Origin of the sequence: Cupriavidus pauculus (assembly GCF_008801835.1) — a bacterium.
GTDB classification, from domain to species: domain Bacteria; phylum Pseudomonadota; class Gammaproteobacteria; order Burkholderiales; family Burkholderiaceae; genus Cupriavidus; species Cupriavidus pauculus.
Genome location: NZ_VZOW01000023.1, coordinates 39,172 through 65,593, shown reverse-complemented (window position 1 = coordinate 65,593; position 26,422 = coordinate 39,172). Strand labels below are relative to the sequence as shown.

General features: G+C 62.3%; 25 protein-coding genes. 18 read left to right on the top strand and 7 right to left on the bottom strand.

Translation table 11 applies throughout. The features are described 5' to 3' along the window. The first annotated feature begins 50 nt into the window (after positions 1-50). From F7R19_RS20800 to rmuC, 3 genes are read left to right on the top strand one after another with little or no spacing between them, the layout of a single operon-like run. Entirely contained in the window at positions 51-1,475 is a 1,425-nt protein-coding gene (locus tag F7R19_RS20800; RefSeq protein WP_150981842.1) for a sodium:proton antiporter, read from the top strand. A 5-nt stretch (positions 1,476-1,480) separates the two neighbouring features. After that, positions 1,481-2,476 (top strand): 2-hydroxyacid dehydrogenase, encoded by a 996-nt coding sequence (locus F7R19_RS20795; protein WP_150981860.1) that lies wholly within the window; start codon positions 1,481-1,483, stop codon positions 2,474-2,476. A gap of 21 nt (positions 2,477-2,497) precedes the next feature. Then, entirely contained in the window at positions 2,498-3,865 is a 1,368-nt protein-coding gene (rmuC, locus tag F7R19_RS20790; protein ID WP_150981841.1) for a DNA recombination protein RmuC, read from the top strand. Here rmuC and F7R19_RS20785 read toward each other — a convergent pair. From F7R19_RS20785 to F7R19_RS20765, 5 genes are all read right to left on the bottom strand, one after another. Continuing rightward, entirely contained in the window at positions 3,862-4,143 is a 282-nt protein-coding gene (locus F7R19_RS20785) for a hypothetical protein (protein ID WP_061957877.1), read from the bottom strand. The two genes, rmuC and F7R19_RS20785, sit on opposite strands and share 4 nt — an antisense overlap. Positions 4,144-4,514: 371 nt before the next feature. Continuing rightward, a complete protein-coding gene (gene moeA, locus F7R19_RS20780; protein ID WP_061957878.1) occupies positions 4,515-5,801 on the bottom strand; it encodes a molybdopterin molybdotransferase MoeA in 1,287 nt (428 codons plus the stop codon). Between the two features lie 51 nt (positions 5,802-5,852). Further along, a complete protein-coding gene (gene mobA, locus F7R19_RS20775) occupies positions 5,853-6,464 on the bottom strand; it encodes a molybdenum cofactor guanylyltransferase MobA (RefSeq protein ID WP_150981840.1) in 612 nt (203 codons plus the stop codon). Beyond that, on the bottom strand, positions 6,461-7,585 hold the full coding sequence (moaA, locus tag F7R19_RS20770) for a GTP 3',8-cyclase MoaA (protein ID WP_150981839.1): 1,125 nt from the start codon (positions 7,583-7,585) through the stop codon (positions 6,461-6,463). Before moaA ends, mobA begins: the two co-directional genes overlap by 4 nt. A gap of 233 nt (positions 7,586-7,818) precedes the next feature. Beyond that, complete coding sequence (locus F7R19_RS20765; RefSeq protein ID WP_150981838.1) at positions 7,819-10,980, bottom strand: Rne/Rng family ribonuclease; 3,162 nt, start codon at positions 10,978-10,980, stop codon at positions 7,819-7,821. A 981-nt stretch (positions 10,981-11,961) separates the two neighbouring features. On the opposite strand from F7R19_RS20765, the gene F7R19_RS20760 reads away from it, so the two are divergent. Genes F7R19_RS20760 through F7R19_RS20745 form a run of 4 tightly spaced genes read left to right on the top strand, consistent with a single transcriptional unit; the run spans position 11,962 to position 15,262 of the window. Further along, positions 11,962-12,963, top strand: coding sequence for an RluA family pseudouridine synthase (locus F7R19_RS20760; RefSeq protein ID WP_061957883.1), 1,002 nt, complete (start codon positions 11,962-11,964; stop codon positions 12,961-12,963). A 57-nt stretch (positions 12,964-13,020) separates the two neighbouring features. Further along, positions 13,021-13,680 carry an HAD-IA family hydrolase gene (locus F7R19_RS20755; RefSeq protein ID WP_150981837.1) on the top strand — a complete coding sequence of 220 codons (660 nt, stop codon included), beginning with the start codon at positions 13,021-13,023 and terminating at the stop codon, positions 13,678-13,680. After that, positions 13,673-14,056: a Rieske (2Fe-2S) protein gene (locus tag F7R19_RS20750; RefSeq protein ID WP_150981836.1), complete on the top strand. Its 384-nt coding sequence runs from the start codon at positions 13,673-13,675 to the stop codon at positions 14,054-14,056. Before F7R19_RS20755 ends, F7R19_RS20750 begins: the two co-directional genes overlap by 8 nt. Positions 14,057-14,095: 39 nt before the next feature. Next, entirely contained in the window at positions 14,096-15,262 is a 1,167-nt protein-coding gene (locus F7R19_RS20745; RefSeq protein WP_150981835.1) for a S49 family peptidase, read from the top strand. 68 nt (positions 15,263-15,330) lie between these two features. On the opposite strand, the gene F7R19_RS20740 is transcribed toward F7R19_RS20745, so the two are convergent. Beyond that, positions 15,331-16,065 carry an SAM-dependent methyltransferase gene (locus tag F7R19_RS20740; RefSeq protein ID WP_150981834.1) on the bottom strand — a complete coding sequence of 245 codons (735 nt, stop codon included), beginning with the start codon at positions 16,063-16,065 and terminating at the stop codon, positions 15,331-15,333. Between the two features lie 3 nt (positions 16,066-16,068). Continuing rightward, complete coding sequence (locus F7R19_RS20735; RefSeq protein WP_150981859.1) at positions 16,069-16,668, bottom strand: Maf-like protein; 600 nt, start codon at positions 16,666-16,668, stop codon at positions 16,069-16,071. 157 nt (positions 16,669-16,825) lie between these two features. On the opposite strand from F7R19_RS20735, the gene F7R19_RS20730 reads away from it, so the two are divergent. The 11 genes from F7R19_RS20730 to F7R19_RS20680 all read left to right on the top strand — a co-directional run bounded on the left by F7R19_RS20730 (position 16,826) and on the right by F7R19_RS20680 (position 26,412). Next, on the top strand, positions 16,826-17,443 hold the full coding sequence (locus F7R19_RS20730; RefSeq protein ID WP_150981833.1) for a YceD family protein: 618 nt from the start codon (positions 16,826-16,828) through the stop codon (positions 17,441-17,443). Positions 17,444-17,565: 122 nt separating this feature from the next. Then, a complete protein-coding gene (rpmF, locus tag F7R19_RS20725) occupies positions 17,566-17,745 on the top strand; it encodes a 50S ribosomal protein L32 (protein WP_008644820.1) in 180 nt (59 codons plus the stop codon). Between the two features lie 191 nt (positions 17,746-17,936). Further along, the gene (gene plsX / locus F7R19_RS20720; protein WP_061957893.1) at positions 17,937-19,016 is read left to right on the top strand and encodes a phosphate acyltransferase PlsX; all 1,080 of its coding nucleotides are present in this window, start codon (positions 17,937-17,939) and stop codon (positions 19,014-19,016) included. 77 nt (positions 19,017-19,093) lie between these two features. Beyond that, positions 19,094-20,074: a beta-ketoacyl-ACP synthase III gene (locus tag F7R19_RS20715; RefSeq protein ID WP_150981832.1), complete on the top strand. Its 981-nt coding sequence runs from the start codon at positions 19,094-19,096 to the stop codon at positions 20,072-20,074. A 73-nt stretch (positions 20,075-20,147) separates the two neighbouring features. Next, complete coding sequence (fabD, locus tag F7R19_RS20710) at positions 20,148-21,083, top strand: ACP S-malonyltransferase (RefSeq protein WP_061957895.1); 936 nt, start codon at positions 20,148-20,150, stop codon at positions 21,081-21,083. A 19-nt stretch (positions 21,084-21,102) separates the two neighbouring features. After that, entirely contained in the window at positions 21,103-21,855 is a 753-nt protein-coding gene (fabG, locus tag F7R19_RS20705; RefSeq protein WP_061957896.1) for a 3-oxoacyl-ACP reductase FabG, read from the top strand. Positions 21,856-22,024: 169 nt separating this feature from the next. Further along, positions 22,025-22,264: an acyl carrier protein gene (gene acpP, locus F7R19_RS20700; protein WP_008644813.1), complete on the top strand. Its 240-nt coding sequence runs from the start codon at positions 22,025-22,027 to the stop codon at positions 22,262-22,264. 205 nt (positions 22,265-22,469) lie between these two features. Then, positions 22,470-23,702 carry a beta-ketoacyl-ACP synthase II gene (gene fabF, locus F7R19_RS20695; protein ID WP_061957897.1) on the top strand — a complete coding sequence of 411 codons (1,233 nt, stop codon included), beginning with the start codon at positions 22,470-22,472 and terminating at the stop codon, positions 23,700-23,702. A 256-nt stretch (positions 23,703-23,958) separates the two neighbouring features. Next, positions 23,959-24,558, top strand: coding sequence for an RNA polymerase sigma factor RpoE (rpoE, locus tag F7R19_RS20690; protein ID WP_061957898.1), 600 nt, complete (start codon positions 23,959-23,961; stop codon positions 24,556-24,558). A gap of 106 nt (positions 24,559-24,664) precedes the next feature. Continuing rightward, entirely contained in the window at positions 24,665-25,321 is a 657-nt protein-coding gene (locus F7R19_RS20685) for a sigma-E factor negative regulatory protein (RefSeq protein WP_150981858.1), read from the top strand. Between the two features lie 8 nt (positions 25,322-25,329). Next, positions 25,330-26,412, top strand: coding sequence for a MucB/RseB C-terminal domain-containing protein (locus tag F7R19_RS20680; protein ID WP_150981857.1), 1,083 nt, complete (start codon positions 25,330-25,332; stop codon positions 26,410-26,412). Positions 26,413-26,422 lie beyond the last annotated feature (10 nt).

The window sequence follows — 26,422 nt, the reverse complement described above, 5'->3', positions numbered from 1 at the left end:
CACTTGTGTCGGGACGCGTCGCGCGCCGCGATAAAGGAGAGTCTCGTTCGATGCAACGTGCAGTTACGCTGCTCCTGTCAATTGTCTTGCTGACGCTTTCGCCCACCTGGGCGCTGGCCGCGGACCTCGATGGCGCAAAGCTTTCGCCGGCCTGGGGCGTACCGTTTGCAGGCATTCTGCTTTCGATTGCGCTGTTTCCGCTGTTCGCGCCCAAGTTCTGGCATCACCATTACGGCAAGATCGCCGCGGTGTGGGCGGCGCTGTTCCTCGCGCCATTTGCGGCGCAGTTCGGCGTGCACGCGGCGATGGCCAATGTCGTACACGCGCTGCTGGCCGAATACATTCCGTTTATCGTGCTGCTTACCGCGCTGTATGTCGTGGCGGGCGGCATTTGCGTGCGCGGCAATTTGCATGGCTCACCACGCCTGAATACAGGCATCCTTGCCTTGGGAACGGTGCTGGCAAGCGTGATGGGTACCACGGGTGCGGCCATGCTGCTGATCCGCCCACTGCTACGCGCCAACGACAACCGGCGCCATGTCGCCCACGTCGTGGTGTTCTTCATCTTCCTCGTGGCCAACGCTGGCGGCGCGCTCACACCGCTGGGCGATCCCCCCTTGTTCCTGGGATTCCTCAAGGGTGTCGAGTTTTCCTGGACGTTGCGCAATATTTTTCCTGAGACCATCTTCATCTGGGTGGTGCTGCTCGCGCTGTTCTACGTGGTCGATCGTCACTATTTCCTGAACAAGGAAGAGGAACTGCCGCTAGCTCACGACCCCACGCCCGATTCCACGAATTTGCGGATCGAAGGCAAGGTCAATTTCCTGCTGCTTCTGGCGGTAATTGGGCTGGTGTTGATGAGCGGACTCTGGAAGCCCGGCATCGCATTCGACGTGATGGGAACAGAGGTGCCGCTACCAGCGCTGACGCGTGACGTCATGCTGATTGTGGTAACTGTTGTATCGCTGCTTGCCACACCTCATGTGGCGCGCGCGGGCAACGAATTCAACTGGGAGCCCATTCTGGAAGTCGGCAAGCTTTTCGCCGGTATCTTCCTGACAATCATTCCGGTGATAGCGATGCTCAAGGCCGGTACTGACGGCGCATTCGCAGGCGTGATCCGGGCAGTCAGTGACGGTAACGGGCAGCCGATCGACAGCATGTACTTCTGGGCTACGGGCATGCTGTCATCGTTTCTCGATAATGCCCCCACGTATCTCGTGTTCTTCAACACGGCAGGCGGCGATGCCGCGACGCTGATGACCCGAGACGCATCGACCCTGGCGGCAATTTCTGCAGGAGCAGTCTTCATGGGCGCGAATACCTATATCGGCAATGCGCCCAACCTGATGGTCAAGGCAATTGCAGAAAGCCGCGGCGTGCGCATGCCCAGCTTTTTCGGGTACATGGCGTGGTCTGGCGCCGTGCTAATGCCCTTGTTCCTGGTGATGACCTTTATCTTCTTTCACGTATGACTGCCATGAAGCCCTCAATTCTGGTGACGCGCGCAATTTTTCCTGATGTCATCGACCGACTCTCCCTGTATTTCGACGTCGATGCCAACCAGGACGATGTCGTTCTCGACGCAGCGGCGCTGCGCGCTCGTCTCGCCGGCAAGGCGGGAGTGCTGGCCAACGCTGCGGACCAGATCGATGGCAGCCTGGTGAGTGGGCTGCCGCAATTGCGCGCGGTCTGCAATATGGCGGTCGGTTATAACAATCTCGATATTTCCGCGCTGACTGCGGCCGGTATTGTGGCCACCAATACGCCGGATGTTCTGACGGAGACCACGGCCGATTTCGGATGGGCTCTGCTCATGGCAACGGCGCGCCGCGTCACCGAAAGCGAGCACTATCTGCGTGCTGGCAAGTGGCAGCGATGGAGCTACGACATGCTGGTCGGTGTCGATGTATATGGAAGCACATTGGGCATCCTTGGCATGGGGCGTATTGGCCAGGCGCTCGCCCGACGCGCAGCGGGCTTTGGCATGCAGGTGCTTTATCACAATCGCAGCCAGCTGCCGGCCGATGTCGAGAAATCGTTGAATGCGCGCTATGTCAGCAAGGCTGAACTGCTTGAGCAATCCGACCATCTGATTCTTGTGTTGCCGTATAGCGCGCAAAGCCATCACGCGATTGGCGCGGCCGAGCTGGCGCAGATGAAACCCACCGCGACGCTGGTCAATCTGGCGCGCGGCGGGATTGTGGACGACGCCGCGCTGGCATTTGCGTTGCGGGATCGTCAGATATTCGCTGCCGGCCTCGACGTGTTCGAGGGCGAACCCCACGTCCATCCGGATCTATTGACCGTGCCGAATGTCGTGCTTACCCCGCACATTGCCAGCGCATCGGAAAAGACGCGGCGCGCGATGGCAAACCTGGCAGCCGACAACCTTATCGCAGCGCTCGATCTCGGCCCGCAAGCCGGCCGGCCACCTGCCGTTATCAACCCTGATGTCATGGCCCATCGTCGTTGATCGTCGTGAGTGCCGGCAGTTATGACGCTTATTCCTCTGCTCACGCTTCTTGTCGCCGTTATCGCTGTCGGCTTGCTCGTCGCCCTGGTCCTGCGCAAGCCAAACAGTGCATCGACTGACTTGCTACCGATGCTTGGCGATCTTCGCGACGATGTGCGCGAGGACACCGCGCGCGGTTTTGAAAGGCTCGAACGCGAGTTGCGCGCCGAGCTGGCCGAGACTTCCCGCGCCAATCGCGGCGAAGCAGGGCAGCATATGCTGCGATTCCAGCAGCAGTTGTCGTCCCAGTTGACCAGCATTGCCACCGTGCAGCAGCAACAGCTTGCACAGATGTCGGAAGCCAATGAGAGGAGGCTTGCGGATGTCCGCGCAACGCTCGAGCAGAAGCTGCGCGACATCGAGGCGAACAACGCCGCGAAGCTGGAGGAAATGCGCCGCACGGTAGATGAGAAGCTGCATGCCACGCTGGAGCAGCGGCTCGGCGAGTCTTTCAAGCTGGTGTCAGACCGACTGGAACAAGTTCATCGCGGTCTGGGTGAAATGCAGGTGCTGGCGCAGGGTGTTGGAGACCTCAAGCGCGTGCTGACCAATGTGAAGTCACGCGGCACCTGGGGAGAAGTCCAGCTGGAAATGCTGCTGGAGCAAATACTGACCAAAGAGCAATACAGCAAAAACGTCGAGACGGTGCGGGCCTCGGGTGCGCGCGTGGAATTTGCCATCCGTCTGCCGGGGCGCGATGCGGTAAGCGGGCCAGTGTGGTTGCCCATCGATGCGAAGTTTCCGAAGGAGCAGTACGAACGTCTGATCGATGCGCAGGAACGCGGCGACGTCGATGGGGTGGTTGCGGCCGGCCGAGAGCTTGAGATGGCGGTGCGCCGGGAAGCGCAAACCATCGCCCAAAAGTATCTATCGCCGCCAGCCACCACGGATTTTGCAATCCTGTTCTTGCCGACCGAAGGGCTCTATGCGGAAGTTCTGCGCCGGCCAGGCCTGACGGATGTATTGCAACGCGACTGTCGCGTGACCGTGGCGGGGCCGACGACCTTGACCGCCTTGCTGAACAGCTTGCAGATGGGCTTTCGGACGCTGGCGCTGGAAAAACGGTCGAGCGAAGTGTGGGAAGTGCTGGGCGCCGTGAAGACCGAATTCGGCAAGTTCGGCGAGATCCTGGCCAAGACGCGCGATACGCTGGTGCGCGCTGCGCGCAATATTGAGCAGGCAGAGGTCCGGACTCGGCAGATGGAACGCAAGTTGCGCACGGTCGAGGCGCTGCCCGGCGAGCGCGCCGAGCAGTTATTGGGAACGGCGGGCAGTATTGCCGGGACGCATGATCAGCCGACCCAGTCTATCGAAGCAGACGGAGACGGCCAGGATGATCGGGTGGTTTAAGCGCGGTCGTCGGCGGTGAGTTCGCGGACGTGGACTTCGATGCCGCCAAATCGCGCGGCAACCCAGTTATAGGCGCGGCAGCCGAGCCATAGCAAACCGAATCCAATCAGCGCGTTAAGGATAAGAGCAGTGAAGACCGCGATGCCCGGCAGGTCTCCGTAACGAATGAACGCTACGAACAGGCCCATGGCAACAATCGGCACCGAAAAACACAGATACACGAGTACGAGCGCACGGGCGGTCTTGACGGGGTGGAGGTACGCGATCTCCTGATTCATGACGACGGACAAGGTATTGGGGGGAATCGAATTTTCGTGCTGCAAGTGTAGCGACTGGTTCTAGCGACGCCTAGCCTGCCCCACTTCTGGATGATGCTTTTGGCGGGCGAGCCGGGCTATCCGGCAACTAGTGCGGCACAAATACGACACCTTGGTGGTGAGCTGCTGTGAATGAATCGCATCTATTCATGCTTGCGGCGGCTCAACCCGTTTGCCAACTGCCATTGCGCCTGCCCGGCGCCTCCATGGCAACTGCAATGCCGTTCTGCGTGGCGGGACAGCCACTGAGGAAGAGTGCCCACGTGGAGAGCGGGCAAGGCGGGCAGAACACGCAGGTTGGCCAGAATGAGCAGGGTGGGCAGGGCCTAAAGCTAGATCAACCCGTGGAATAGAACGACTTCCACCAGGTCGCCAATCTCGACCGATTCTTGGTCGTGTCCAAGGACAATGAAGCAGTTTGCTTCGCTCATTGATCGAAGCACGCCGGAGCCTTGTTGGCCGGTTATGCGGACTTCGAGCTCGCCGTTCGGCCCCGCGGCGACGATGCCGCGCTGATACTCGGTGCGGCCCGGCCGCTTGCGGATCGGCGTCGCGCTGCGCACTCGAACCCGGGGCAGCGCGGCGGCACCGGCTCCCATCAATCGGTGCAGGGCCGGCCGGACGAAATTGTAGAAGGTGACCATCACCGCTACGGGATTGCCGGGCAGCCCGAACAGCATTGCCTCATGGCCATTCGAGCCGATTCGGCCGAACGCCATCGGACGGCCCGGACGCATCGCAATCTTCCAGAACGTGACATCGCCGAGCTTCGCCATGATCTGCTTTGTGTAGTCGGCGTCGCCCACCGATACGCCGCCCGAAGTGATGATTGCATCGGCATTTTCGCAAGCGCTGCGAAATGCTACTTCCATTGCGTCGGGATCGTCGCGCACGACGCCCATATCGATCAGATCGACGTTGAGTCGGCGCAGCATGCCGTGCAGCGTGTAGCGATTCGAGTCATAGACGCAGCCTGGATCCAGCACTTCGCCGATGGAGCGGAGTTCGTTGCCGGTCGAAAAAAAGGCCACGCGCAAACGTCGGCGAACCTTGATTTCGGCGACGCCCAGCGAGGCGAGCAGGCCGAGGTCGGCGGGTGTGAGGATACGGCCGGCGCTCAGCGCGGCCTGGCCGCGCGCCAGATCTTCGCCGCGCAGACGACGATTGTCCCCGGGGCGGACGGCGTCGCGAGAGAACCGGATCTGATTGCCGCCCGCCTGGATGTCGACCAACTCCTGGGGCACCACGGTGTCGCAGCCATTCGGCATGACGGCGCCAGTCATGATGCGAACCGCTTGCGCTGCTGTGGGGGCGCCTTCAAATGCCTTGCCGGCATAGGCGGTGCCGATCACCTCCAATACGACGTCGCCGGCGGTGTCATGCGCGGCCTGGCTGGCAAACGCATAGCCGTCCATTGCGGAGTTGTCGTGCGCAGGAACATCGATCGGCGAAATCACATCATCAGCCAGAACGCGATCCAGTGCCGCCCGAATCGCCAATTGCTCGATACCTTGCACCGGCTCCAGCACATTGCGGATGATGGTGTTGGCCTGATCGACGCGCAGCGCGCTCGGATCATAGTCTGACAGGCACGAAATGACGGATTGCAGCGAAGGCATGGATTGGGCGGAAGAAGCGGGATTGTGGCGACAGGATTGGCCAGGTTGAGTCTAACGCGGCCGGACAGTTGTCTCGTGCCTGTGAAGCTCGTTGAGTGTGTTGATGTTGGCAAACGCGGCGGCGTCTTCGAAAAACACCTGCGCCAGCCGCAGGCCGGTGACCCAGGTTTCGATCTTTCGCTGTCCGGTAGCGACGTATTCGCGCAGGCTTTTGCCTGCAGTGGCCGGCATCAGGCAGAACACCGGCTGCAAGCGCCGCTTGCCATCGCCATCGAGCGTGACCGGGACGGCCACCTCGGCCTTTTCTGTCTCGATAGCCCTCGCCAGGCGATCCACGAGATCGACTGGCAGATCGGGGGTATCGCACGGTGCGGTGACGATCCAGCGTGTCGTGCATTGATCCAGCCCCGCCAGCATGCCCGCCAGCGGGCCGGCGAAATCCGGTAAGGCATCCGCAACCACGGGTACGCCGAACATGGCGTAGCGGTCGACGTTCCGGTTGGCGTTGATCAGCACGGCGCTGGTTTGTGGCGCCAGGCGTTGCAGAACGTGCTGCACCATCGGGGTGCCGTGGAAAGTCTGCAGTCCCTTGTCGACGCCGCCCATGCGGCTGCCGCGGCCGCCCGCCAGAATCAGTCCGGTAATGTCGTTGCGCGCAATCATCCGCCGATATACGACATTTCGATCTTGCTTTCGGCACGCGCCGCGCGGACCGCTGGATCGCTGCGTTGCTCGGAATAGTTGTCAGTGCGACCTTGCCAGACTTGCGCAATGGCATTGCCGATTTCCAGATCGCTCCGATCACCGCGCAGCAAGGCGCGGAGATCGTAGCCTTCCGTGGCAAACAGACACAGGTACAACTTGCCTTCGGTGGACAGCCGGATGCGGCTGCAGTCGCCACAGAAGGCATGCGTAACGCTCGAAATCAGTCCGATCTCGCCGCCGCCGTCGCGATAGCGCCATCGTTGGGCGGTTTCGCCCGAATAGTTGGCACCGACAGGCTCCAGCGGGAAGACTTCGCCAATGCGGCGAACCACCTCGGACGACGGCAAGACTTCGTCCATCTGCCAATGGTTGCTGCCGCCGACATCCATGAATTCGATAAATCGGACGATGATGCCGCTATGGCGAAAGTGCCGCGCCATCGGCACGATTTCCTGGTCGTTGGTGCCGCGCTTGACCACCATATTGACCTTGATTGGCGCAAGCCCCACGGCCTGTGCGACTTCAATGCCGTGCAACACGTCGCTTACGGCGAAGTCGACGTCGTTCATCGTGCGGAACGTGCCGTCGTCAATGGCATCGAGGCTGACCGTCACGCGGGTGAGGCCGGCGTCGCGCAGCGACCGGGCTTTTCGAGCCAACAGCGATGCATTGGTAGTCAACGTCAGGTCGAGCCGTTTGCCGGACGCGGTTTCGATGCGCGCGAGCATTTCCACAAGGCGCTCGATATTCTTGCGCAATAACGGCTCGCCACCGGTCAGCCGGATTTTCTCGACACCCTGGCTCGCGAAAATGCGCGCCACACGTTCGATTTCCTCGAAACTGAGCAGTTCGGAATGCGGCAGGAAGGTGTAATCCTTGTCGAAAACTTCCTTTGGCATGCAGTACACGCAGCGGAAGTTGCACCGATCGGTCACGGAAATGCGCAGGTCATGGAGCGGCCGGCCGCGCGAGTCGGCAATGAATCCCGTCGGCGCAAGAAGCTGCGCAGGGATACTCGGCACCATCGATCTGTATCGATGGTCGCGCAAATCGAAAATCGGAATGACAGTATCGGTCATGGCAGAGGGGGCTGCGGCTAACCAGCGCAAAGGCGCCGGGTGGATGGCCGTCTGCTTGCCATTCTAGCCGAGTGTGGGATTCTGCCGTGCGCCGCGCCGGCTAGCCCGGGATGACAGATCGCCCGCCGTGCTGCCGGTACAGTTGGCGAATATGACTTCCACGTCAAATTGGCGGGACAAATAAAAAGGGACGGCGATTTGCCGTCCCTTTTGCCTGTCAGCGCCGAAGCGCCTTATTGCTGTTGCTGCGCGGCTTCCTGACGCTGGCCGCCGGTTTCGACCAGGATCATCGGGCCTTCCGGCAGCGGCGGCAGCGGCTTGCGTTCGCGCGGGACGCGGGGCGCCGGCGCAATGCGGGCCGAAGCTTCCTGGGCGGCGCGCAGCTTGTCGCTGTCGGTACGGACCCATTCAAGGCCGGCCGCGGCCAACATCGGCTCAAGCGCGGTCGCGTTCAGGTCCACCGGCGCGGCGGCGCTTGCCACCGCGACAGGCGCTTCGACAGCCGGGACCGACGTCGGCGTCGCCACGGGCGTCACGGCAACCGGTTCCGGGATTGCCGGAGCGGTCGCCACGTGCGGCTGGGCTTCCACCGGCGCGATGGCCGCAGCCGTTTCCGTTTCCACGGGGGCGGGAGGCACAACCGGGGCGGCTTCGGGCGTGGCCACGGCGGCGAACACCGGCTCGGCCACTGCGGGTGCCGCAACCGGCTCGGCCTGCTCGACCGTCGACGTCTGCACCGGCGTCGCTACGATGGCGACTGGCGCGGCCTGAACCTCGGCCGTCACCTCGGCGGGCTTCGGCTGCGTGGCGGCCTGAGGCGCCGGTTCCGCTACCGGAGCCTGGACAGGCTGCTCGGCCACAATGGCGGGCGAGGCGGCCGATTCCGCTTCTGATTCGGTCACGCCAGCGCTGACTTCGGCCAGATTGCTTTCGTTGACTTCCAGATCCTGCGTGCCGTCTTCGCGCTCGCGACGATAGCGATTGCGACCGCGACGATTGCGGCGGCGACGCTCTTCGACTTCGCCGGTCTCGGCCACGGCTTCCAGATTTTCCGCGCCGGCCGGTACGTCGATGGCCGTCAACGCTGCCGGTGCGGCTTGCGCGGCTTCAAACGACGTTTGCGGCGCGGATTCGTCTGCATTCAAGCCGTCTTCGCGCGACTCTGCGCGTTCGCGCTGTCGCTCGCGTTGACGTTCGCGGCGTTCCTGGTTGCGTTCGCGTCGGGCTTCCTGACGGCCTTCGGCCGCCGGGGCGGTCACCGCCGGAGCCGGCTGAGCCTCGCGCGGGGCGCGCGGCTGGCGTTCGCCACGCGGTTCGCGGGGCTCACGCTGCTCCCGAGGTTCGCGTTGCTCGCGCGGCTCGCCGCGCTGCGACTCGCCACGGGTTTGCTCGGCACGTTCGCCACGCTGGCCACGGCCCTGGCGCTCGCTGCGATCGCCACGTTCGCCACGCTCTGCGCGTTCGCCACGTTCGGCCCGGTCGCCGCGCTCAGCACGCTCGCCACGCTCCGAACGGTCGCCACGGCCCTGACGGCTGTCGCCACGCTCGCCTCGTTGGCTGCGCTCGCCGCGACCCTGGCGGCCTTCGCCGCGCGAGGAGGTTTCAGCAGGCTTGACCGGCTCGGCCACCGGCGTTTCAGCCGGCTTGACGCCAAACAGGCCCTTCAGCCACGCCATGAAACCGCCACCGCTGACCGGCTGGGTGGCCGGGGCAGGACGGGCGGCGGCAGCTTCCGGACGCGCGGCGCGCTCCGGCCGCGGCACCGACACCGGCGCCGGCGCGTCGGGCGTGATGCCCTTGACGGCGGCTTCCTGGCGGGGCCGTGCATCTTCCTTCTTGCGGCTGCTGTAGCTGGTGTCCGCTTCCAGTTCCTTCGCGGCCGCCTCGGCCATGCGATAGCTGGCGGTCGATTCTTCCAGGCGCGGATCGTCGTGACGCAGGCGTTCGAGCTTGTAGTGCGGCGTTTCCAGATGCTTGTTCGGAATCAGCAGCACGTTCACCTTGAAACGCAGTTCGATCAGGTTGATGTCCTGGCGCTTCTCGTTCAGCAGGAAAGCGGCCACTTCCACCGGCACCTGGCAGTGGATGGCGGCCGTGTTTTCCTTCATCGCCTCTTCCTGGATGATGCGCAGCACCTGCAGGGCGGACGATTCGGTATCACGGATATGGCCCGTGCCGTTGCAGCGCGGGCAAGTGATGTGCGAGCCCTCGGACAGCGACGGACGCAGGCGCTGACGCGACAGCTCCATCAGGCCGAAACGGCTGATCTTGCCCATTTGCACGCGGGCGCGATCGTGGCGCAGCGCGTCCTTCAGGCGCGTTTCCACGTCCTTCTGGGCCTTGCCGGATTCCATGTCGATAAAGTCGATCACGATCAGGCCGCCCAGATCGCGCAGGCGCAACTGGCGGGCGATTTCGTCGGCGGCCTCGAGGTTCGTGCGCAGTGCCGTTTCCTCGATATCGGCGCCCTTGGTGGCGCGAGCCGAGTTCACGTCGACGGACACCAGCGCTTCGGTGTGGTCGATCACGATGGCGCCGCCCGAAGGCAGCATGACCATGCGCGAATAAGCCGACTCGATCTGATGTTCGATCTGGAAGCGCGAGAAGAGGGGCACGTCGTCCCGGTACTTCTTCACGCGGTTCAGGTTGTCCGGCATTACCACGCTCATGAAGGCGCGGGCCTGCTCGTGGATCTCGTCGGTATCGATCAGGATCTCGCCGATATCGGGCTGGAAGTAGTCGCGGATGGCGCGAATCACCAGGCTCGATTCCAGATAGATCAGCAGCGGGGCCTTGTTGTCGCCGGCGGCGCCGTCGATGGCCTTCCACAACTGCAGCAGGTAGTTCAGATCCCACTGCAGCTCTTCGGCCGCACGTCCGATGCCCGCCGTGCGCGCGATGATGCTCATGCCGTCCGGCACTTGCAGCTGCGCCATGGTTTCGCGCAGTTCCTGGCGGTCCTCGCCCTCGATGCGGCGCGAAACGCCACCGCCGCGCGGGTTGTTCGGCATCAGCACCAGATAGCGTCCGGCCAGCGAGATGAACGTGGTCAGGGCGGCGCCCTTGTTGCCGCGCTCTTCCTTCTCCACCTGGACGATCAGTTCCTGGCCTTCGTGCAGCGCGTCCTGGATGCGTGCGTTGCGCACGTCCACGCCATCCTTGAAGTAGGCGCGGGCCACTTCCTTGAACGGCAGGAAACCGTGGCGTTCTTCGCCGTAATTGACGAAGCAGGCCTCCAGCGACGGCTCGATGCGGGTAATGACGCCTTTGTAAATATTGCCTTTGCGCTGTTCGCGCCCGGCAGTTTCGATGTCGATATCGATCAGTTTCTGACCATCGACAATGGCGACGCGCAACTCCTCTTGCTGCGTCGCGTTGAACAGCATGCGTTTCATCGCAATACCTCACTTCAATGTCGCGGGCGGCCAATGGGTCATGAGTGGTTCATGCCCGCGACGGTCCAGGGAGCACGCGAGGAAAGTGAGCGAGGGCGGGAGAATTGCCGATGATGCCGGTGCGTACTACAACGCAGTTGCCGGCGGGGCGCGGGTGAAAGGAGAGGCTGTCGGCGTACTGGCCATCCGCAAAGACTGCGGACGGTCCGCTGGGTCGGGAGAGGGCAAATGGGCACTGCTCCTGATACAGCGACTTCCGGCGGATGTCGGCATGCCGGGCGACGAGATGCAGCGGGCCGTGCCATCGGCACAAGCTTCGCTTCCCATCGCGGCCGGGCGGGACAGCCAGGACGCGTCAAAGAGCAAGTAATCCGGACGCGGCAGGCGCAATGCCCCGCACCAAACTGACCTGTCCGCTGACGGGCGCGCCGCGGCTTGTTGGCGTTCTGCGTCCGGGCGCCGGTGCCGGTTCGACAAAATACGTCGAATGGCGATGATTGCGGCCGATACTTCAGGTCAGTTGGCAGGGGTGCCTGCCGAGCCGGCACCGATTCCCGGTGCGGGCGGTCTTCTCTCACCGATGTGGATGCCTCTGTCTGGCATCCACATTGAATTCTTTTCTACCTGAACACTCAGTTCCCACGTGCCGGCCGATGGTTTGCCGAAGCCGCCTCTGGGCGACTTCCTGCGGATCGGTGCGGCGCGTGCGTGCTGCTGATTGCCACCATTTGCCCATTTCGCGCCTGCGGGGTACGCAACATGCGGAAAACGGGCCGGGTCGATGGCAACCCGAAGTGTAAAATGCGAAATCTTGCGCGAATACTGGTGGGAATACCCAAGACAACGTCTGGGACCCTGCATGTTCCGGATCGGATTGCCGCAAATATGGCTGGCATTTCGATCGGGTTCGCGCCAAACATCGCTACACAGGTCGTGCGTCACCGGTCTTTGGCCGGGAACGGCCGGGAAATTATATTGAAAATGAATGAGTTACGCCATCAAATTGAAACGGAGCCGCATTCGCGCCCCAGCGGCCTCCAGGTGGCGTATGTCACGGTCGACGAAAAATCCGAAGGGCAGCGCATCGACAACTTTCTGTTGAAGGTTGCCAAGGGCGTACCTAAAAGCCATATCTACCGCGTCTTGCGCTCGGGCGAGGTACGCGTGAACAAGGGACGCATAGACGCAACCTATCGTTTGCAGTTGGGTGATATTGTCCGGATTCCGCCGATGCGCGTGGCGGAAAAGCCGGCCGAATCGGCCCAGTTCGTGCCGACCGGCGAATTTCCGATCCTGTTCGAGGATGCCCAGTTGCTGGTGATCGACAAGCCCGCGGGCGTTGCGGTGCATGGCGGGTCGGGCGTGGCTTTCGGCGTCATCGAACAACTGCGCCGCAGCCGTCCCGAAGCAAAATTCCTGGAACTGGTGCACCGCCTGGATCGGGAAACGTCCGGCGTCCTGGTATTGGCCAAGAAACGTGCCGCGCTGGTCAACCTGCACGAGCAGATCCGCGGCAACGCCATGGACAAGCGATATTTCGCCTGTGTCGCGGGGGAGTTTCCGAATGCCCGCCAGCATGTGAAGTTGCCCTTATTCAAATACAGCACGCCCGAAGGGGAGCGCCGCGTACGCGTGCAGGCGGATGGCTTGCCGTCACATACCGTTTTCAACCGAGTGAAAGCTTTCCAGGGATATACGTTGCTGGAAGCCGAACTGAAAACCGGGCGCACGCATCAAATTCGCGTGCATTTGCAATCCAGCGGATTTCCGATCGTCGGCGACGACAAGTACGGCGACTTTGCGCTCAACAAGGCGCTGTCGCGCAGTGGCGCGCGACCCGGTATCAAACGGATGTTCCTGCACGCGCACCGCCTGACCTTTACGCACCCGGCCACCGGCGAGCCCATCACCGTGTCGGCGACACTGCCCGCCGAATGTGTTGATTTTCTGCAACAATTGCAGCAACTCGGCGACGCGTCTTGATAGACCGCATTTGCCGCGCTGTAGCAGTCACATTTTTCGCATCGACCAAGGACCTCAATGGCCAGGCAGCGCTTCGACCTGATCGTGTTCGACTGGGATGGAACCCTCATGGATTCCACGCCTACTATCGCCAAATGTATTCAACTGGCCAGCCGCGACCTTGGGCTGCCGGTGCCGGATGACAGCGCGGCCAGCCATGTCATCGGGCTGGGACTGAAGGATGCGCTGTCATATGCCGTGCCGACGCTCGATCCCGCCGATTATCCGCGGCTTGCCGAGCGCTATCGCTATCACTTCCTGACCCGCGATGCCGAATTGGTGTTGTTTCCCGGCGTGCGCGAGATGCAGGAGGCGCTGCATACCGAGCATTATTTCCTCGGTGTGGCGACGGGCAAGACGCGCGTGGGACTCGAGCGCGCGCTGGCCAGCACCGGCCTCGGCCAGCTGTTCGACGCCACCCGTTGCGCCGACGAGACGTTTTCCAAGCCACACCCGGCCATGCTCCACGAGCTTACGCGCGAGCTCGGCCAGGATATCGGTCGTACGGTGATGATCGGCGATACCACGCACGACCTGCAAATGGCGCAGAATGCCGGCGCGCAGGGGCTGGGGGTTTGCTACGGCGCCCACCCCGCCGATTCGCTGCGCGCAATGTCGCCCGTGCATTGCGCCACATCCATTGCCGATCTCCAGGCCTGGCTGCTCGAACATGCCTGACATGCAGCACGGGGCGCGTCATCTGTGCGCCGCCGAGGTTTTGGTCGACGGCGGCGCCGGCGTCAGGTTTGCCGTTCGGTTCGGATCGCGCGAAATCAGCGCATTTGTGATCCGATACGACGGTGCGGTCCACGGCTATCTGAACCAGTGCGCACATGTTCCGATGGAACTGGATTGGCAGGAAGGGCAGTTCTTCGATAGCGCGGGCCTATACTTGATGTGCGCGACACATGGCGCGACGTACGCGCCCGATACCGGCCTTTGCGTGAGCGGTCCATGCCGTGGCGCCACGTTGGCGAAACTCCGAGTCGAGGAAATCGAGGGGGCTGTGTTCTGGTTCCCCGAGGCGCCTTTTTTTCCACCCGATGCCGATTAGCGGGATCGGGTTTGTCGTCTGACATTTGAGTTCACTTGCATGACAGAACAGCAAAAACCGCCATCGCAATCCAATCCTCCGGGTCAATCGGACGAGAACGCCTCGGAGCGCGCCGCAAGCGGCGAGAAGCTGGAGACGGTGCAGCACGCGGACTACCCCTTGGAGCACGATCTGAAGGCGGGCGACGCCGCCGCGCGCCGCGAAGCCGAGGAGCGCCGTGCACGGATGTCCGGCAAGGCGCCCGGGCCGGTCGGCGGTCAAGCCGCGGGCGGATGGGAGCGGGACGTTCTCGAAAAGGTATTGATGGCCAGCCTGCGCGAGCAGCGCGCGGCGCGGCGCTGGAAGATCTTCTTTCGCCTCGTAGGTCTCGCGATCATCGGCCTGATCGTGTTTGCTGTGATCGATTTCAAGGGCGATGCGCTGACCAGCACAACCGGCCGCCACACGGCCATGGTCACGCTGGACGGCGAAATTGCCGCCGGCACGCCGGCCAGTGCGGAGTCGATCAACGCCTCGCTGCAAGCGGCCTTCGCCGATGCCAGCGCTGCCGGCGTGATCCTGAAGATCAATTCACCTGGCGGCTCGCCGGTTCAGGCTGGCATGATCAACGATGAAGTGCACCGTTTGCGCAAGATCTACCCGGATAAGCCGTTCTACGTCGTAGTGGAAGAAATGTGCGCTTCGGGCGGCTATTACGTGGCGGCCGCGGCCGACAAGATCTATGTCGACAAGGCAAGCATCGTCGGATCGATCGGCGTGCTGATGGACGGATTTGGTTTCACGGGCCTGATGGACAAGCTCGGCATCGAGCGCCGGCTGTACACGTCCGGCGCCAACAAGGGGATGCTCGATCCGTTCTCGGCGCAGGTGCCGCGCCAGAAGGCGTACGCGGAATCGATGCTCAAGGAAATCCATCAGCAGTTCATCAATGTGGTCAAGGAAGGCCGCGGTGATCGGCTCAAGAACGATCCGGAAATGTTCTCCGGGCTGTTCTGGTCTGGCGAGCGCGCCGTGGAATTGGGTCTGGCCGACGGCCTGGGCAACGCCGACTACGTGGCGCGCGACCTGTTCAAGGCCGAAGACATCGTCGACTACACGGTGAAGGAGAACATTGCCGAGCGGGTGGCCAAGCGCTTTGGCGCGGCCATGGGCTCTGCTGCAATGAAGATTATGCTGATGAGCAGCAGCAACCAGGTGATCCGCTGATCGATTGGGGTACCGGCATTTGATGGAAGAAAGCCCCTGGATTCGAGGGGCTTTCTGATTTCTGCTTCTTACTGTTGGGCCAGTAGCGAAAATATGGCCGGCCGCTTGTGCAGATCGATACGATCGGGCCGCCATGCCGAGATCGGCAAGGTGACGATCGTTTCGGTGGGCAGCGTCAGATCCACCGCGATCGACAGCAATGTGGCGCCGGCGCAATGCTGCTGCAACGCTTCCAGCAGTGCGCCGTTCCGATAAGGTGTTTCGATCCAGACCTGCGTTTGATGCGCCTTGCGCGAGCGCTGCTCCAGATCGCGCAGCCGCTTTGCGCGCTCGTCGGCATCGACCGGCAAATAGCCGTTGAACGCGAAGCTCTGGCCATTCAGGCCCGATCCCATTACCGCCAGCAGGATCGAACTCGGGCCCACCAGCGGGCGCACCGTGATGCCCCGTGCATGCGCGAGCCGCACCAGATCGGCACCCGGGTCCGCGATGGCCGGCACGCCGGCTTCGGACAGCAGCCCGCAGTCGCGTCCTGCTGCGATCGGGTCGAGCAGCGCGGCGATCGCATCGGACTTGGTGTTGACGTTCAGCTCACGTATCTCGATCTGCTGAATGGCATGCGCAAGTGGCGCGGTTTCGCCGAGTTTTTTCAGAAATGCGCGTGCCGTCTTGGCGTTTTCGGCGGCGAAGTAGTCGAGCCGGGCAGCTATCTGCTGGACACCGACCGGAATCACGTCCATGACCGGATCGAACTCGTCGCGTTTGCCGAGCGTGTTGGGAATGAGATAAAGGGTGCCGCGCATCGGTCAGGCTCCAAAGAACGTGTAGCCAACGCGACGCAGCATGCCGGTCAACGCGATCAGCGGCAGGCCGATCAGGGCGGTGGGGTCGTCCGATTCCACCCGCGACAACAGCGCGATGCCCAATCCCTCGACCTTGGCGCTGCCCGCGCAATCGTACGGGGTCTCCGCGCGCAGATAGGCATCCAGTTCGGCGTCGGAAAGGTCGCGGAACGTGGCGTGCGTCTGCACATCAGCCAGGTGCGATGCGCCGGTTCGCGTGTCGAGCAGGCATAGCGCGGAGTGAAAAGTCACAGTTCTCCCGCGCATCAACTGCAATTGCGCCAGCGCCTTTTCATGTGTGCCAGGTTTGCTGATTTGTACGTTGTCCAGTGTGCACACCTGATCGGAGCCGATCACCAGCGCGCCGGGGTGACGTGCCGCGATGGCCTCCGCTTTGAGGCGCGACAGGCGCAGCGCGGTGACGTCTGGCTGCTCTCCAGCGAGCGGCGACTCATCGATATCGGGCGACGCCGTTTCGAACGGAATGCGCAGGCGCGACAGCAACTCGCGCCGGTAGGGGGAACTGGACCCGAGGATCAGGGGAGGGCGGGCGTCGGAGGACATGGAGATAGTGGCCGGAAAACTGCTTTGACGAGGATACGTCGCCGGTATACTTTGACGACGCTTCAATTCGTAACGTATAATCGCGCGTTTGGCTGCACAGGCACATTCGGTTGCCGCACAGTGTGGCAAACAAGGCATTTTCTGCGAATCAGCCGTTATGAGTCAGCTGACCCAGTCTGCGGCGTCCGCCCCAGCATTCGATCTGCGTGAAACCGATCTCTTTGCCTTCTGCCGCAAGGGTGGCAATGTGGCGGGCGAGGTGCAGGTGCGCGATTTGCCGCGCATCTTAGCCGAGACGGCCCCGGATGCGCCAGCAAGCGCGCCGTACGAGGCCTTTGCGTACACGCTGACCGGTTTTGTTCGCGAGGAAGCGGTGGCACCCGGCGCGCCGGTGTCGCAACGGCTATTCATCGACGTGACGGTGAACGGCCGGGTTTGGCTTGATTGCCAGCGGTGCCTGACGGTATATCCAGAACCGATCGCCACACAGATGCGTTTCGAGGTTGTCGCCAGTGAAGCCGCCGCCGACGCGGCGCCGATGGACGACGACGAACTCGACGTGCTGGTCGGGTCGAAGAAGTTCTCGACCCTGGAATTGATTGAAGACGAAGTGCTGCTGGCTTTGCCAACGGCACCGAAGCATGTGGTCTGCCCGGTGGTGCACGAATCGCTCGTGACCGGTGCGGACGGCGAGGTGGAGCCTGAGGCTGCACCCGAAGAAGAAAAGCGGCCATCGCCCTTTGCGGCGCTGGCTGGCCTGAAGACGAAGCATTGACGCTGCGCGACAGCAGCCGATGCGGCGTTTTCACCGTAGCTAGTCAAGCATCCGGCCGGGCCCCGGCTACGCCTCGTGCAGGATGCGTGTGTTAATATCGCAAAATTCTCGAAGGAGTCATCATGGCTGTTCAACAGAACAAGAAGTCGCCGTCCAAGCGCGGCATGCACCGTTCGCACGATCATCTGTCGGTTGCGCCCCTGGCGGTCGAGCCGACCACCGGCGAAACCCACCTGCGTCACCACGTGAGCCCGAACGGCTACTATCGTGGTCGCAAGGTCATCAAGACCAAGAACGACTGATCAGTCGTCTGGCGTGACCCTGTGTCTCGCTCGCGCACGTTGTCAGGTATGAAACAGGAAAGCGGCAAGCTCGTTGCCGCTTTTTTGTTGGGCGCTCGGCGCCCGCGCGGCAACGTATCCGCGCGTCCGGCTGGTTGCGTCTGCGCGCACCGATGCGGCGGAGGCCGGCGCGCTTTCCGTATCAGGAAACAATGACGATCAAGCTCGCTATCGACTGCATGGGCGGCGATCACGGAGTCTCCGTGACGGTGCCGGCGGCGATCAGTTTTCTTTCCCGTCACGACGACGCCGAGATGATCCTGGTCGGCCTGCCCGAGGCCATCGGCGCGCAGCTCAAGAAGCTGCACGCATCGGATCATCCGCGCGTAAGCATCGTGTCGGCAACCGAGGTCATCACGATGGATGACCCGGTGGAAGTGGCGCTGCGCAAGAAGAAGGATTCTTCGATGCGCGTTGCCGTCACCCAGGTCAAGGAAGGCAAGGCCGGCGCCTGCATTTCCGCCGGCAATACCGGCGCGTTGATGGCGGTGTCGCGCTATGTGCTCAAGACACTCGAAGGCATCGAGCGTCCTGCCATCGCCACGACCATTCCAAACGAGCAGGGCTGGGGTACCACGGTGCTCGATCTTGGCGCCAACGCCGATTGTGAGCCGGAGCATCTGCTCCAATTCGCGCGGATGGCGGAGGCCATGGTTGCCGTGGTCGATCACAAGGATCATCCCACCGTTGGCCTGCTCAATATCGGCGAAGAAGTCATCAAGGGCAACGAGGTGGTCAAGGCCGCCGGAGAACTGTTGCGCGCTTCGGAGCTGAACTTCTACGGCAACGTGGAAGGCAACGACATCTTCAAGGGCACGACCGATATCGTCGTATGCGACGGCTTTGTCGGCAACGTCGCGCTCAAGAGCACCGAAGGTCTGGCCAAGATGATCGGCAGCATGATCAAGGAAGAGTTCACGCGGTCGTGGTTCACCAAGCTGCTTGCGGCCGTGGCCATGCCCGTGCTGTCGCGCCTTGCCCGCCGGCTGGATCCGGCGCGCTATAACGGCGCGTCGCTTCTGGGGTTGCGCGGGCTGGTGATCAAGAGCCACGGATCTGCCGATGCCCATTCTTTTGAGTGGGCGATCAAACGCGGGTATGATGCGGCCAGAAATGGCGTCATCGAACGCATTGCAAAGGCCTTTGCCAACAAGTCCGGCGCCGCAGGCGCCGCGACCGGCGGCCCGGAGACAGACGCACCGGACCCTCATTCCGATACCCGTGCCGCTTGAAGCGGTGCGCCCGCCAAGGGTGCGCGGCTGAAGCGTTCGTATTCAGCGGCCGGTGGACACCACGATCCGACAATTTCATGACCAAGTACGCAAAAATCATCGGTACGGGGAGCTACCTGCCTCCGCGTCGCGTCACGAATCACGACCTGGCGGCGCAGCTTGCCGAAAAGGGCATCGAAACCAGCGACGAGTGGATCGTCTCGCGCAGCGGCATTTCGGCGCGCCACTGGGCCGAGTCCGATGTCACGGCGAGTGACCTGGCCGTCAAGGCCGCGGAGCAGGCCATCGCCGTCGCCGGCATCGAGCGTCAGGATATCGACCTGATCATCGTCGCCACTTCCACGCCCGATTTCGTCTTTCCAAGCACGGCCTGCATCGTGCAGAACAAGCTTGGCATTACTAATCATTGCGCGGCGTTCGACCTGCAGGCGGTGTGCTCGGGTTTTGTCTATGCGATGTCGACCGCGGACAAGTTTATCCGCAGCGGTTCGCACAAGAACGTGCTGGTGATCGGCACCGAAGTCTTTTCGCGCATTCTGGATTTCAACGATCGCACGACCTGCGTGCTGTTCGGCGACGGCGCTGGCGCCGTGGTGTTGAGCGCGTCGGACGAGCCCGGCATCCTGTCGTCGGCCATGCATTCGGACGGCAGCCATGTCGGCATCCTGTGCGTGCCGGGCAACGTATCAGGCGGCGCCATTACCGGTAACGCCTTCCTGCACATGGATGGCCAGGCGGTGTTCAAGCTGGCCGTAAATGTGCTCGACAAGGTTGCGCGCGAAGCGATTGCTGCGGCCGAGTTGAGCGCGGAAGACATCGACTGGCTGATTCCCCACCAGGCAAATATCCGCATCATGCAGGGCACGGCCAGGAAGCTCGGCTTGCCTAGCGAACGCATGATCGCCACGGTGCACGAACACGGCAACACGTCGGCGGCCTCGATTCCGCTGGCGCTCGATGTGGCGGTGCGCGACGGCCGTATCAAGCCGGGTCAGACCGTGCTGATGGAAGGCGTGGGCGGCGGCTTTACCTGGGGTGCGGTGCTGCTGCGCATGTAATATGCGGCCGGCGCGTGGCGTGGCAGATGCCGCGCACCGTTCGACACAATGAATAGCTAGGACTGGATTTCCGATGAAATTCGCATTCGTTTTCCCCGGTCAGGGTTCGCAGTCGGTCGGCATGCTCAATGCATTTGCCGACAATCCGGTAGTTCGCGCCACGCTGGAGGAAGCTTCCAGCGCCCTCGGCCAGGACCTTGGCAAGCTGATTGCCGAAGGCCCTGCAGAGGAACTGAATCTGACGACGAACACCCAGCCGGTCATGCTGACCGCTGCTGTGGCCGTGTATCGCGCATGGCTCGATGCGGGCGGACCGCCGCCGGCGCTGGTGGCGGGCCACAGCCTGGGCGAATATTCGGCGCTGGTTGCCGCCGGCGTGATTCCATTTGCCGATGCCGTGCCGCTGGTCCGTTTCCGTGCGCAGGCGATGCAGGAAGCCGTGCCCGTCGGCGAAGGTGGCATGGCGGCGATCCTCGGTCTGTCCGACGACGACGTGCGCGCTGCCTGCGCCGAGGCCACGGCAGCCGGCGCAGGCGTGGTGGAGGCAGTCAACTTCAATGCCCCGGCCCAGGTCGTCATCGCCGGTCACAAGGCCGCGGTGGAAAAATGCTGTGAAATCGCCAAGGGCAAGGGCGCGAAGCGCGCGCTGCCGCTGCCGGTTTCGGCGCCGTTTCATTCGTCGCTGCTCAAGCCGGCCTCGGATCGACTGCGCGACCGCATGGCAGACCTCGCGTTCTCGGCGCCATCGATTCCGCTCGTGAACAACGTCGATGTCGCCATTGTCAGCGATCCGGCGCAGATCAAGGATGCCCTGGTGCGCCAGGCCGCTGCGCCGGTGCGCTGGGTCGAGTGCGTGCAGAAGATGGCCGCCGAAGGTGTCACGCATGTGGTCGAGTGCGGTCCCGGCAAAGTGTTGGCCGGTATGACCAAACGCATCGACGGCAATTTGGTAGGCGGTGCAATATTCGATCCGGCGTCGCTGCAGGACACGCTGGCGCTGCTGAAGTAAAGCGAAGGAACCATAGAATATGACGAACAAGACTCTGGACAATCAGGTGGCGTTGGTGACCGGCGCCTCGCGGGGCATCGGCCGCGCGATTGCGCTGGAACTCGCCCGCCAGGGTGCTACGGTGATCGGTACGGCCACGAGCGAAGCGGGCGCGGCGGCCATCGCTGAATATCTTTCTGCCGAGGGCCTGAAAGGCCACGGCGTTGTTCTGAATGTCAACGACGCGGCGCGATGCGAAGCCGTGATCGATGAGATCGTCAAGGCCCACGGTGGTCTGGGCGTGCTGGTCAACAATGCCGGCATCACGCAGGATCAACTCGCCATGCGCATGAAGGACGACGACTGGACGGCGGTCATCGACACGAATCTGACCGCGGTGTTCCGCCTGGCGCGCGCCGTGCTGCGTCCGATGATGAAGGCCCGCGCCGGCCGCATCATCAACATCACTTCTGTAGTGGGCTCTACCGGCAACCCCGGCCAGATGAACTACGCCGCTGCGAAGGCGGGCGTGGAAGGCATGAGCCGCGCGCTGGCCGCTGAGATCGGCAGCCGCAACGTGACGGTCAATTGCGTTGCGCCCGGTTTCATCGACACCGATATGACCAAGGTTCTGTCGGAGGAGCAGCATGCTGCACTGAAGACGCGCATTCCTTTGGGCCGCCTTGGTCAACCGGAAGACATCGCCAATGCGGTGGCTTTCCTTGCCGGTCCGCAGGCCGCTTATATCACGGGCACTACGCTGCACGTGAACGGTGGCATGTACATGAATTGAGTGTGTCGGCTCCCTTCAGTTTCGATGGAGAAGCTGAAAGAAGCCGGCTGAAGCTTTTGTTTTTGAAACCAAACGGGCGCGATTCTTGCAAAGCTTGGCAGGCGGCTTCATTGTGGTCCAAACCTGCTAAAATGCGCCCACTTTTTGTCGAACTTCCCTGGAGGGTTACATGGACAATATCGAACAACGCGTCAAGAAAATCGTGGCTGAACAGCTTGGCGTGGCCGAGGCAGATATCAAGAACGAATCGTCGTTCGTGAATGATCTCGGTGCGGACTCGCTGGACACGGTTGAACTCGTGATGGCGTTGGAAGATGAATTCGGCATGGAAATTCCCGATGAGGAAGCCGAGAAGATCACGACCGTGCAGCAAGCCATCGACTACGCTACTGCGCACGTCAAGGCCTAAGCCGTCATCTTCGCATTCCGAGCCACAGAAGGCGCAGGGATGGGGCTGCTGTAGCCCTGTCATGCCGTTTTCTGTGGCTTTCGTCTGTTCGAAGAAGCAGAATCGAAACGCCTTCGCCCGGCCCGGCCTGATATTCATGTATCGGCAGGGGGCCGCAAATGCTGAGCCAATTCGAAGCTGTTTCACGCACTCGTAGGAAAAAATAGTGAGCCGTCGTCGCGTCGTTGTCACTGGGCTTGGCCTTGTGTCTCCCGTCGGAAACACGGTTGCCGAAGGCTGGGCCAATCTGGTCGCTGGCAAGTCCGGCATCGCCACCGTTACCAAATTCGATCACTCCGCCCTGGCTGTGCATTTCGCCGGCGAAGTGAAGGGCTTCAACGCCGAGGAATACATCCCGGCCAAGGAAGCCCGCCATATGGATACGTTTATCCATTTCGGCATCGCTGCAGGCTCGCAGGCGCTGAAAGACAGCGGCCTGGAGATTACCGAGGCCAACGCCGAGCGCATCGGCGTGCTGGTTGGCTCGGGCATTGGCGGCCTGCCGATGATCGAAGAAACGCAGATGGAACTGCATAACCGCGGTCCCCGTCGCATTTCGCCCTTTTTCGTGCCCGGCTCGATCATCAACATGATCTCCGGCCACTTGTCGATCATTCACGGCATGAAGGGTCCTAACCTCGCGGCCGTGACGGCTTGCACCACTGGGCTGCACAGCATCGGCCTTGCCGCCCGTCTGATCCAGGCCGGCGACGCCGACGCCATGCTGGCCGGCGGCGCAGAATCGACGGTCTCGCCGTTGGGCATCGGCGGCTTTGCCGCGGCGCGCGCACTGTCGACGCGCAATGACGATCCGGCAACCGCTTCGCGCCCGTGGGATAAGGACCGCGACGGTTTCGTGCTGGGCGAGGGCGCCGGCGTGATGATGCTGGAAGAATACGAGTCCGCGAAGGCGCGTGGCGCGCGTATCTATGCCGAACTGGTCGGTTTTGGCATGAGCGGCGACGCGTTCCATATGACCGCGCCGAACACCGACGGTCCGCGCCGTTGCATGGTAGCCGCGCTCAAGAACGCTGGCGTCAATCCTGACGAAGTCAGCTATCTGAACGCGCACGGCACGTCGACGCCATTGGGCGACAAGAACGAGACCGATGCCATAAAGCTGGCGTTTGGCGATCATGCCTACAAGATGGTGGTCAATTCGACCAAGTCGATGACCGGGCACTTGCTCGGTGGCGCGGGCGGTCTCGAATCCGTCTTCACGGTGCTGGCCATCCACAACCAGGTGTCGCCGCCGACCATCAATATCTTCAATCAGGACCCGGAGTGCGATCTCGATTACGCGGCAAACACGGCGCGTGACATGAAGATCGACGTCGCAGTCAAAAACAACTTTGGCTTCGGCGGCACCAACGGCACGCTGGTCTTCCGCCGCGTCTGATCCTGCGAAGAGACGATCGTCAGGATGCCGGGGCCTTGTTGCCCCGCCCCGGCCAATTCGCGTTGCGGTCGGGTTGATTTCTGACAGAGAAAGGTTGCACGACGGTGCAACCAACCCTCCGACGCCGGAACCTAAGTGCGAAGCTACAGTCACACCATGCGCTTCGCGGCACCCGGGGCCGCCATGATCGTAGGTAAAATACAACGCTTGTCGTGACGACAAAACCAAGAGATACACTGCAGCAGGTGAACCATTCGTGAGCGAGCGCGAAGCCGATCAGCTTCTAGTTGAACGCGTCCAACAGGGCGACAAGCGGGCCTTTGAACTGCTGGTGACCAAGTATCACCGCAAGATCATTCGCCTGATTTCGCGCCTTGTCCGGGACCCCGCAGAGGTGGAGGATGTGGCGCAAGATGCCTTTATCAAGGCCTACCGCGCGCTTCCCCAGTTCCGGGGTGAATCCGCCTTCTACACGTGGCTGTACCGCATTGCCGTCAACACCGCGAAGAACTACCTTGCCACGCAGGGGCGCCGCCCGGAATCGTCGAGTGACATCGATGCCGAAGAGGCTGAAACTTTTGCGGACGGTGAGCAACTAAGGGATATCAATACGCCGGAGTCCATGCTCCACACGCGCCAGGTAGCCGATACAGTGAACCGCGCGATGGAGGCATTGCCGGAAGAATTACGCACTGCCATCACGCTGCGCGAGATCGAAGGTCTCAGTTACGAGGAGATCGCGGAGGCGATGGGGTGCCCGATCGGTACGGTGCGTTCGCGAATTTTTCGGGCGCGCGAAGCGATCGCCGACAAATTGCGGCCCTTGCTGGGAACGGCAGAGGGAAAGCGGTGGTAAGTGAGAATGTCGTGCAGCCAGCGTTGCAGCCTATTCCTGCATCGATAAACGACAAGCGGTAGAGACGGGATTTATCGGTGTTCAATGGAATTTCTTGGGGTTGGAAATGGGTCAGGCTCATAAGCAGTCGGTTCATGTAATGGAAGCGGCGGAACAGATTTCTGTTCTGGTGGATGGCGAATTGGCTGCGCACGAAGTCGACGCGGCGATCGGACATGCCAAGGGCGATGCCGGTATGGCCGAATGGTCGATGTACCAGTTGATCGGTGACGCCTTGCGTTCCGAAGAACTCACGCACGCTGGCTCGACTGAAGATTTTCTTTCCCGCTTTTCCGCGCGTCTCGATGCCGAGCCCCACGTGCTCGTGCCAGCGGTGGCCGCCGCGGGGCGTCATCGTTTGCTGGTCCGTCCGTCATGGGTGCGTCGTGTCGTTCCCGGCACGGCCATCGCGGCGGCGGTTGCGGCGGTGAGCTGGGTCGTGGTGCCGCAGATGCGCGGTCCTGGCGACGCAGGCGCGCCCGATGCCATCGTGGCCCGTGTCGAGCAGAATTCCGCAGCGCCATTGAAGGCCGGTATGCAGGCCGCGCCGGCGGCGAGCGGGATCCTGACGGTTTCTGCTGACAATGCGCAGATGATCCGGGATCCGCGGCTCGATGAATACCTGCGCGCCCATCGTACTTCTGTTGCAACGGATGCGTTTGTGCCGACCATGCGGGCGGTGGCCAACGGCGCCAATTTCTCCCAGGATAATTCGCAGGAATAATGCCGGACATGCATAAAGGACGGTCGTCCGCCAACGTAGCGGACGTACACGGAAGGAAGGGCCTGCGCAGGTCCTTTTTTCTGGCCTTGTGTCTGACTGCTGCCGCTGCCACAGCGCAGCCGTCTGACGATACGCTGACCCGCCGCGACGCCACCGCGTGGCTCAACAAGATCCACCGTGCGGCGCAACGCGAAAACTACGTCGGGACCTTGATCTATCAGCGCGGCAGCGTTATGCATGCCTCGCGCATCCAGCATTACAGCGATCTCGTTCACAACGAGTACGAACGCCTTGAGACCCTAGACGGCAAGCCGCGTGAAGTACTGCGTCAAAACGATGTCGTGCACAGTCTGATTCCCGAGGCAAAGCTCGTCGTCGTGGAGAAGCAGGAGGCAAAGGATCGCTTCCCAGCGCTGCTCGCGACCAACAAGGGCGATGTGCTGGATCTGTACGACATGCGCAAGCTGCCCGGCGAACGTGTCGCTGGCGTCGAATGCGAAGTGTTCGCGCTAGAGCCTCACGACTCGGCCCGTTACGCGGTCCGCTTATGGGCCGACAAGAATTCCGGCCTGCTGATGCGCGCGCAGACCATTGGCGAAAACGGCAAGGTGCTTGAGCAGGTCGCGTTCTCGCAAGTGGACATTGGCGTGCCGTCGGAGAAGCAGCGCATTCTCGGCGCGATCAAGAGTGCAAGCTCTTGGAATCACTACGAGGTCACCTACCAGCCCGCAAACATTGTGGAGGAAGGCTGGGCGATCAATACACCGATCAAGGGCTTCCAGAAGATCCGCGAGGTCCGCCGGCCGCTTGGCGAATTACGGGCGCCTGCACAGGGCAGCAAGCCCGCTGGTGTGTTCGAAGTATTGCAGGTGGTCTACAGCGATGGCCTGACCGGCTTGTCCGTCTTCATCGAGCCCGTTTCCGAGCAACGCACGCGTCGCGAGGGCATCGCGTCGCTTGGCGCCACACAGGTCGTGGTGCGCCGGGTCGCCGATTTCTGGATAACTGTGGTGGGTGAAGTGCCGGCCGCAACGGTCAAGCAGTTTGCGGCTGGCGTCGAGTATCGGCCGCCTCCCAAGACAGTACACTGAACAGATTCGG

What these genes read in the sequence shown, in the direction of transcription:
- F7R19_RS20765 (WP_150981838.1), bottom strand. Translation starts at nt 10,980, where the DNA reads ATGAAACGCATGCTGTTCAACGCGACGCAGCAAGAGGAGTTGCGCGTC.
- fabG (WP_061957896.1), top strand. Translation starts at nt 21,103, where the DNA reads ATGACGAACAAGACTCTGGACAATCAGGTGGCGTTGGTGACCGGCGCC.
- F7R19_RS20745 (WP_150981835.1), top strand. Translation starts at nt 14,096, where the DNA reads ATGACAGAACAGCAAAAACCGCCATCGCAATCCAATCCTCCGGGTCAA.
- F7R19_RS20795 (WP_150981860.1), top strand. Translation starts at nt 1,481, where the DNA reads ATGAAGCCCTCAATTCTGGTGACGCGCGCAATTTTTCCTGATGTCATC.
- F7R19_RS20730 (WP_150981833.1), top strand. Translation starts at nt 16,826, where the DNA reads ATGAGTCAGCTGACCCAGTCTGCGGCGTCCGCCCCAGCATTCGATCTG.
- fabD (WP_061957895.1), top strand. Translation starts at nt 20,148, where the DNA reads ATGAAATTCGCATTCGTTTTCCCCGGTCAGGGTTCGCAGTCGGTCGGC.
- F7R19_RS20800 (WP_150981842.1), top strand. Translation starts at nt 51, where the DNA reads ATGCAACGTGCAGTTACGCTGCTCCTGTCAATTGTCTTGCTGACGCTT.
- F7R19_RS20785 (WP_061957877.1), bottom strand. Translation starts at nt 4,143, where the DNA reads ATGAATCAGGAGATCGCGTACCTCCACCCCGTCAAGACCGCCCGTGCG.
- mobA (WP_150981840.1), bottom strand. Translation starts at nt 6,464, where the DNA reads ATGATTGCGCGCAACGACATTACCGGACTGATTCTGGCGGGCGGCCGC.
- F7R19_RS20715 (WP_150981832.1), top strand. Translation starts at nt 19,094, where the DNA reads ATGACCAAGTACGCAAAAATCATCGGTACGGGGAGCTACCTGCCTCCG.
- moaA (WP_150981839.1), bottom strand. Translation starts at nt 7,585, where the DNA reads ATGACCGATACTGTCATTCCGATTTTCGATTTGCGCGACCATCGATAC.
- plsX (WP_061957893.1), top strand. Translation starts at nt 17,937, where the DNA reads ATGACGATCAAGCTCGCTATCGACTGCATGGGCGGCGATCACGGAGTC.
- rpmF (WP_008644820.1), top strand. Translation starts at nt 17,566, where the DNA reads ATGGCTGTTCAACAGAACAAGAAGTCGCCGTCCAAGCGCGGCATGCAC.
- F7R19_RS20755 (WP_150981837.1), top strand. Translation starts at nt 13,021, where the DNA reads ATGGCCAGGCAGCGCTTCGACCTGATCGTGTTCGACTGGGATGGAACC.
- F7R19_RS20685 (WP_150981858.1), top strand. Translation starts at nt 24,665, where the DNA reads ATGGGTCAGGCTCATAAGCAGTCGGTTCATGTAATGGAAGCGGCGGAA.
- moeA (WP_061957878.1), bottom strand. Translation starts at nt 5,801, where the DNA reads ATGCCTTCGCTGCAATCCGTCATTTCGTGCCTGTCAGACTATGATCCG.
- F7R19_RS20735 (WP_150981859.1), bottom strand. Translation starts at nt 16,668, where the DNA reads ATGTCCTCCGACGCCCGCCCTCCCCTGATCCTCGGGTCCAGTTCCCCC.
- F7R19_RS20740 (WP_150981834.1), bottom strand. Translation starts at nt 16,065, where the DNA reads ATGCGCGGCACCCTTTATCTCATTCCCAACACGCTCGGCAAACGCGAC.
- rmuC (WP_150981841.1), top strand. Translation starts at nt 2,498, where the DNA reads ATGACGCTTATTCCTCTGCTCACGCTTCTTGTCGCCGTTATCGCTGTC.
- F7R19_RS20680 (WP_150981857.1), top strand. Translation starts at nt 25,330, where the DNA reads ATGCATAAAGGACGGTCGTCCGCCAACGTAGCGGACGTACACGGAAGG.
- acpP (WP_008644813.1), top strand. Translation starts at nt 22,025, where the DNA reads ATGGACAATATCGAACAACGCGTCAAGAAAATCGTGGCTGAACAGCTT.
- F7R19_RS20750 (WP_150981836.1), top strand. Translation starts at nt 13,673, where the DNA reads ATGCCTGACATGCAGCACGGGGCGCGTCATCTGTGCGCCGCCGAGGTT.
- F7R19_RS20760 (WP_061957883.1), top strand. Translation starts at nt 11,962, where the DNA reads ATGAATGAGTTACGCCATCAAATTGAAACGGAGCCGCATTCGCGCCCC.